Source organism: Staphylococcus sp. EG-SA-2 (assembly GCF_017152085.1).
On the sequence record NZ_JACYHC010000437.1, the window covers coordinates 1 to 5,446 of the forward strand.

Genomic DNA, 5,446 nt, shown 5'->3' on the forward strand with positions numbered 1-5,446 from the left:
CACCAGGAAATGCAATTCATACTGAAGTGATTGATTCAGAAGAAAATGATGAAGATGGACGTATTGAAGTAAGACAAGATTTCATGGATCGTGTTGAAGAAGATATACAACAATCATCAGATGAAGATGAAGAATAATAAAAAAATAAGACTTCCCTATATGTAGGGGAGTCTTATTTTTATGCTAGAAAGTAATGCTGTACTATATTCAATGATTAGTAATGATTAACTTTCTAATTGTTTCATTGCGTAAGGTATTTCATTGATAAGTCTTGATGGTGGTACCACATACATATCTTTTGCAAGGTTTTCGCCAATAAAACTATGTGTATATGTGGCACTCATAACCGCTTCTTTTAAGTTATCAAATTGACCGACAAAACTTGTAATCATACCAGCAAGTGTATCGCCCATACCACCAGTCGCCATTGCTGGGCTACCGATTGTTAATTTAAAGTCTTCATCTTTAAAGAAAATTTCAGTACCATGTTTTTTAAGTACAACAGTTGCACCTAAACGATCAACTGCTTCACGATTACGCTCATATGTCTGTTCCTCAATAGGAATACCACTTAATCGTTCCCATTCTTTGAGGTGTGGAGTAAAGATCACACGACATGTAGGTAATTGCGGTTTCAGTTTACTAAAGATTGTAATCGCATCGCCGTCTACGATTAAATTTTGATGCGGTTGTATATTTTGTAGTAGGAATGTAATGGCATTATTTCCTTTGAAATCAACGCCAAGACCTGGACCAATTAGTATACTGTCAGTCATTTCAATCATTTTCGTCAACATTTTCGTATCATTAATATCAATAACCATCGCTTCTGGGCAACGAGAATGTAATGCTGAATGATTTGTTGGATGTGTAGCTACAGTGATTAAACCACTACCGCTAAATACACATGCACGAGCCGCTAACATAATGGCACCACCTAAGTTAGCAGATCCACCAATTAATAAAATTTTGCCATAATCACCTTTATGTGAATCTTCTTTACGCTTAGGAATGTTAATAGAATTTAACGTTTCCATAGTGATATAACCTCCCATGTAAAAGCCTTTTCCAAATTTATTCAATTTTAAAAATATATAGTAACTTTTAACAAAATGTATTATAAATTTCTGAATTCATTATTATTTGTCGTTAAATACAATAGAAAATACTATACCTGTATATGCAATTCGTCAATAGATAAATTATTAAATATGCTTACAACAATCTTAATATCCTTTAACGCACTACAATAGTGCTCTGATAATAGGTTATAAATGTACGTAAAACCATTGTTTCAATAAAAATGAAAACGTATACTTCAAGAAGGATGGGTTACTTAATATAAACAAGGGGGTAACATATATGACTTTATATTTAGATGGTGAAACACTAACAATTGAGGATATTAAATCATTTTTACAACAACAATCAAAGATTGAAATTATTGATGATGCGTTAGAACGTGTCAAAAAAAGTAGAGCGGTAGTTGAACGTATTATTGAAAATGAGGAAACGGTTTACGGTATCACTACAGGTTTTGGGTTATTTAGTGATGTACGTATAGACCCGACGCAATATAATGAATTACAAGTGAATCTGATACGCTCACATGCCTGTGGACTAGGTGAGCCATTTTCAAAAGAAGTAGCATTAGTCATGATGATTTTACGATTGAATACATTATTAAAAGGTCATTCAGGTGCCACTTTAGAATTAGTGAGACAATTACAATTTTTTATAAATGAACGTATTATACCGATAATCCCACAGCAAGGCTCTCTCGGTGCATCAGGAGATTTAGCGCCATTATCACATTTAGCATTAGCATTAATTGGTGAAGGGAAAGTATTGTACAGAGGGGAAGAAAAGGATAGTGACGATGTATTAAGAGAATTAAATAGACAACCTTTGAACCTTCAGGCTAAAGAGGGTTTAGCATTGATTAATGGTACGCAAGCTATGACAGCTCAAGGTGTCATTAGTTATATAGAAGCAGAAGATTTAGGTTACCAATCTGAATGGATTGCTGCATTAACGCATCAGTCTCTTAATGGCATTATAGATGCATATCGACATGATGTGCACTCTGTTCGTAATTTTCAAGAACAGATTAATGTGGCAGCGCGTATGCGTGATTGGTTAGAAGGATCAACATTAACGACGCGACAAGCAGAAATACGTGTACAAGATGCATATACGTTGCGTTGTATACCACAAATCCATGGCGCGAGTTTTCAAGTATTCAATTATGTTAAACAGCAATTAGAATTTGAAATGAATGCGGCTAATGATAATCCACTTATATTTGAGGAAGCAAATGAAACGTTTGTTATTTCAGGTGGTAACTTCCATGGACAACCTATTGCTTTTGCATTAGATCATCTTAAATTAGGTGTAAGTGAATTAGCAAACGTATCGGAACGTCGTCTAGAGCGACTAGTAAATCCTCAATTAAATGGTGATTTACCAGCATTTCTTAGTCCAGAGCCAGGATTGCAAAGTGGCGCGATGATTATGCAATATGCTGCTGCAAGTCTCGTTTCTGAAAATAAAACTTTAGCGCATCCAGCGAGTGTTGATTCTATCACTTCATCTGCGAACCAAGAAGATCACGTATCTATGGGAACTACAGCTGCTAGACATGGTTATCAAATTATTGAAAATGCAAGACGTGTGTTGGCAATCGAATGTGTTATTGCATTACAAGCAGCAGAGTTGAAAGGTGTCGAAGGATTATCACCAAAAACACGTCGTAAATATGAGGAGTTTCGAAGTATCGTGCCATCCATTACACATGACCGTCAATTTCATAAAGATATTGAAGCGGTTGCACAGTATTTAAAGCAATCAATTTATCAAACGACTGCATGTCACTAAATCGACATGAGTGATGTTTGAAATCGTTACTTGAAAAAGCAAATATAGTTTGCTATATTAAAATTAACTTAATAAGACATTGTTCGTAGGACAAGTAATATATAGTGTTCGATATCAGAGAGCTTGTGGTTAGTGTGAACAAGAATCAACATATATATGAATCTACCTACTTAATTTAAAAGAACAATCGGTGATAACCGTTATTTTAGTGAAGTGCAATTTAGGTTTAGTGTATCTTTATAACTTAAATTGTTAAATAGGGTGGCAACGCGTAGACCACGTCCCTTGTAGGGATGTGGTCTTTTTTTATTTTCTAAAAAATAAAGACGTACGTCATTCCATAATAAATGATAATTATTTGGGAAAGGATGAAGGTTAATGTTAGACATTAGATTATTCAGAAATGAGCCTGACACAGTTAAGAGCAAAATTGAATTACGTGGAGATGATCCAAAAGTTGTAGATGAAATTTTAGAATTGGATGAGCAACGACGTAAATTAATTAGTGCAACAGAAGAAATGAAAGCACGTCGTAATAAAGTAAGCGAAGAAATCGCATTAAAAAAACGTAATAAAGAAAATGCTGATGATGTGATTGCTGAAATGCGCACATTAGGTGACGATATTAAAGAAAAAGATAGTCAATTAAATGAAATTGATAATAAAATGACAGGTATCCTTTGTCGTATTCCAAATTTAATAAGTGATGATGTACCTCAAGGTGAATCTGATGAAGATAACGTTGAAGTTAAAAAGTGGGGTACACCACGTGAGTTTTCATTTGAACCAAAAGCACATTGGGATATTGTAGAAGAATTGAAAATGGCTGATTTTGATCGTGCAGCAAAAGTTTCAGGTGCGCGTTTTGTATATTTAACAAATGAAGGTGCGCAATTAGAGCGTGCTTTAATGAACTATATGATTACAAAACATACAACACAACATGGTTATACAGAAATGATGGTACCACAGCTTGTGAACGCAGATACAATGTATGGTACAGGTCAATTACCTAAATTTGAAGAAGATTTATTTAAAGTAGAAAAAGAAGGATTATATACAATTCCAACTGCTGAAGTACCATTAACGAATTTCTACCGTAATGAAATTATTCAACCAGGTGTACTTCCTGAAAAATTCACTGGTCAATCTGCATGTTTCCGTAGTGAAGCAGGATCAGCAGGTAGAGATACAAGAGGATTAATTCGTTTACATCAATTCGATAAAGTGGAAATGGTACGTTTTGAACAACCTGAAGATTCATGGAATGCTTTAGAAGAAATGACAACAAATGCAGAAGCAATTCTAGAAGAGTTAGGTTTACCATACCGTCGTGTTATTTTATGTACAGGTGATATTGGATTTAGTGCAAGCAAAACATATGATATAGAAGTTTGGTTACCAAGCTACAATGATTATAAAGAAATTAGTTCATGCTCAAACTGTACGGATTTCCAAGCGCGTCGTGCTAACATCCGCTTCAAGCGTGACAAAGCAGCTAAACCAGAATTAGCACATACATTAAATGGTAGTGGTTTAGCAGTTGGACGTACATTTGCTGCTATTGTTGAAAATTACCAAAATGAAGATGGAACAGTAACAATTCCAGAAGCATTAGTACCATTTATGGGTGGTAAAACACAAATTTCAAAACCAGTTAAATAAAGGCTTTAGCTACAAGCTTTAAAAAGTATATATTCTACGTATACTTAAAGCAAGGGCAAGATACTTTAAATAATATTTTAAAAAGTGGTGACGAAGCTGTCGCCACTTTTTTTGTGCTGTAAAAGTATAATAGTGAGCCAATGCACATAACAACAATAAATTAAGTTTGTGGTTTAATGGGGTGAACGCATTTCATTATAGCAACAATACGGGATAATTATGATGAACTAAAACAATCTAAAACGTAACAATTTTGAGCATCACTATTATAGGAAATTAAGTGATAAAAAACTGATTTCGTTGATGTAGTATGAGTAATATCGATGGAGTAGGGTAGGGGGAGAGGATGATGATTATAAGGGAGTGTTACATGAATCAATATCCCAGACTCATCATTAGATATAAAAAATTATAAAATTAGTACTTAAAAACAACTACAAATCCGTAGAAAATATGGAGGTAGTCTTAAATAAAAATTGAAAATTATCAAAAATAAAAAGTTGATATGAAGATGATTGAAGACGCCAGTATGTCTAACCTCATACAAACTGGTGTCTAATGTTATTGCTTAGGGTATAGAACTGTATTAGACTAGGTATATTATTTTTTCGTAATTATATAAATATAAAGTGGCAAAGGAGGTAATTGAGATGGCAACACATTTAAGTTTTAGACAAGGCGTACAAGAGTGTATCCCAACATTATTGGGTTATGCCGGTGTTGGTATTTCATTTGGTATTGTGGCTTCGTCTCAAAACTTTAGTATTTTAGAAATTATCTTGTTATGTCTTGTTATATATGCCGGTGCTGCGCAATTTATTATGTGCGCGTTGTTTATAGCAGGTACACCGATATCAGCGATTGTACTAACTGTATTTATCGTAAATTCAAGAATGTTCCTTTT

The 5,446-nt window shown here is 34.1% G+C and carries 5 protein-coding genes and 1 other annotated feature; of the genes, 4 read left to right on the forward strand and 1 reads right to left on the reverse strand.

Annotated elements, in window-relative coordinates; all coding sequences use genetic code 11:
- Positions 1 to 137 (forward strand): hypothetical protein (locus tag IDG60_RS27405; RefSeq protein WP_164825994.1); only part of this gene is annotated, 137 nt, incomplete at its 5' end.
- Positions 138 to 224: 87 nt separating this feature from the next.
- Here IDG60_RS27405 and IDG60_RS05455 read toward each other — a convergent pair.
- On the reverse strand, positions 225 to 1,037 hold the full coding sequence (locus IDG60_RS05455; RefSeq protein WP_000449218.1) for an NAD(P)H-hydrate dehydratase: 813 nt from the start codon (positions 1,035 to 1,037) through the stop codon (positions 225 to 227).
- Between the two features lie 325 nt (positions 1,038 to 1,362).
- Here IDG60_RS05455 and hutH point away from each other — a divergent pair, with 325 nt between their 5' ends.
- The 3 genes from hutH to IDG60_RS05470 form a co-directional block, all read left to right on the forward strand.
- Complete coding sequence (gene hutH / locus IDG60_RS05460) at positions 1,363 to 2,877, forward strand: histidine ammonia-lyase (RefSeq protein WP_000177465.1); 1,515 nt, start codon at positions 1,363 to 1,365, stop codon at positions 2,875 to 2,877.
- Positions 2,878 to 2,956: 79 nt separating this feature from the next.
- Positions 2,957 to 3,166 (forward strand) — a binding site (T-box leader).
- An 89-nt stretch (positions 3,167 to 3,255) separates the two neighbouring features.
- Positions 3,256 to 4,542, forward strand: coding sequence for a serine--tRNA ligase (serS, locus tag IDG60_RS05465; RefSeq protein ID WP_000884332.1), 1,287 nt, complete (start codon positions 3,256 to 3,258; stop codon positions 4,540 to 4,542).
- A 650-nt stretch (positions 4,543 to 5,192) separates the two neighbouring features.
- A partial coding sequence (locus IDG60_RS05470; protein ID WP_206160546.1) for an AzlC family ABC transporter permease occupies positions 5,193 to 5,446 on the forward strand: 254 nt, incomplete at its 3' end.